Here is a 1,703-nt window from a genome sequence, read left to right as displayed (position 1 = left end):
CAAGTAAATGTATGTTATTTAGGGGGAAATGGTGGGAGGAGATGTAATTTTGGCTAAAAATAAAAAAAGAAATGATGCTTTGGCAATAGGTGTCGGTATAGGGGTTGTAATTGGTGTATTTCAAGGGCACTTTACAAATAATTTAGTAATCGGAATTGTGATTGGGATTATAATTGGGATTGCGTTTTTGAAGAAGTAATGAGATGTAAATTCATTTCAAAAATTGTTGTATCAAAAGAATGAAAATTAGGAATATTAAACCTGTTTTTCCTTTTATTGTGATATTATATATGAAAAGGAAGGTGATGGATATGTCAACAAACAATCAAATAGAACAAAACTGTTTCATTTGCAAAAAACATATAGGAAATATTATAGTTCCAGGTGGAGCTATTTACGAAGATGAACTCGTTTACGTTGGACATGTCCACTGGGATAGTGAAGAAACATACCTGGGTTATGTAATGATAGATATAAAAAGACATGTACCTGGCCTTGCTGAACTAATAGATGAAGAAGCGAAAGCGTTCGGACTTATAACAAGTAGAGTAAGTAAAGCGCTAAAAGAAAGCGAAGGTGCAGAGCATATTTACACTTTTGTTTCAGGAAATGGTGTACCACATATGCATATGCACATTATTCCGCGTTATCCGAATACACCAAAAGAGTTTTGGTCACCAACCGAGATAGCGAAATGGACTGGCGCACCATATGGTAACGAAGAGAAAATAAAAAAACTATGTGAAAGAATACGAAAGTATATGGTAAATGAGTATGCATACAACAAATAATACACAATATTCATGGGTTGGAAATATAGAAATGTGTTTAGGAGAAATTTCAGTTAAACAATATGGTGATATTGTACTTGGTAAATATGGCGGGAATAAAAGTGCTGGAGCGAAAAAGAATGAAGATGGTGCATTAGTTTGGTCAAATGGTGAATGGGAATTTGCAGCTATATTAGATGGACATAATAGTGTAGAAAGTGTTGATTTAGTAGTAAATACAATCGAAAAAGAATATGAAAATATAAAAGTAATTTTGAATGAACCAATTAATTCAGTATTTCAGTCTGTTGAAAATCATATACTTACAATTTTTCAGTCATCTTCATTTAAGGAAAAGTGCAAAAAAATTAAAGGTGAAACAGCTTGCTTACTATGTGTAAGGAAAGAAAATTATATATGGTGGCTTTCTATCGGTGATTGTTTAGTGTATGTATTTCATGAAGAGTTACATAAGTTAGGACAATATGCATTAAATCAACGTCATTTTTACGAATGGATTGGAAATGTAAACACATTTGATTTACCTGTTCCTTGCTATTCATCAGGTATTCGTGAATTACGTACTGGAAAGAACCGAATTGTAATGGTGACAGATGGAGTATTAGAATGCGGGGAACGCCGATATGAAATACCTGTAAATTTGTATAATGCTATGAACAGAAATGATAAAACACTTAAAGAAAATATTCACAATGTTTTAGAACACGTGCATCATCAGTTGGGACGTGATAGTGCGACAATTATTAGTTGGGACGTAGAAAATAAAAGGAATGCTACGTATCCGAGTGATCAGCCGGAGAAAAGGTAAAGGAGGAAACATCACTGTTTTGGGTTAAAGGAATTTTATTAATAGTATGGATTATATCCTTAGTTGTTGTTGAAAAAGTAGTGAGGAAAAAACTAAATATACCG

At 32.9% G+C, this 1,703-nt stretch carries 3 protein-coding genes; all 3 read left to right on the top strand.

The features are described from left to right. Nucleotides 1-31 precede the first annotated feature (31 nt). The 3 genes from ACQGS6_RS27970 to ACQGS6_RS27960 all read left to right on the top strand — a co-directional run bounded on the left by ACQGS6_RS27970 (nucleotide 32) and on the right by ACQGS6_RS27960 (nucleotide 1,599). Nucleotides 32-199 carry a hypothetical protein gene (locus tag ACQGS6_RS27970; protein WP_000508470.1) on the top strand — a complete coding sequence of 56 codons (168 nt, stop codon included), beginning with the start codon at nucleotides 32-34 and terminating at the stop codon, nucleotides 197-199. Nucleotides 200-290: 91 nt separating this feature from the next. Beyond that, a complete protein-coding gene (locus ACQGS6_RS27965; RefSeq protein ID WP_426965991.1) occupies nucleotides 291-791 on the top strand; it encodes an HIT family protein in 501 nt (166 codons plus the stop codon). After that, complete coding sequence (locus ACQGS6_RS27960) at nucleotides 775-1,599, top strand: PP2C family serine/threonine-protein phosphatase (protein ID WP_000557605.1); 825 nt, start codon at nucleotides 775-777, stop codon at nucleotides 1,597-1,599. The genes ACQGS6_RS27965 and ACQGS6_RS27960 overlap by 17 nt, the downstream gene beginning before the upstream one ends. Nucleotides 1,600-1,703: the final 104 nt, after the last annotated feature.

Origin of the sequence: Bacillus sp. GMs2/2 (assembly GCF_050172095.1) — a bacterium.
In the GTDB taxonomy this organism is placed as follows: domain Bacteria; phylum Bacillota; class Bacilli; order Bacillales; family Bacillaceae_G; genus Bacillus_A; species Bacillus_A cereus.
Note: the sequence above shows the minus strand (reverse complement) of the source record. Positions and strands in the feature narration are given on the sequence as shown.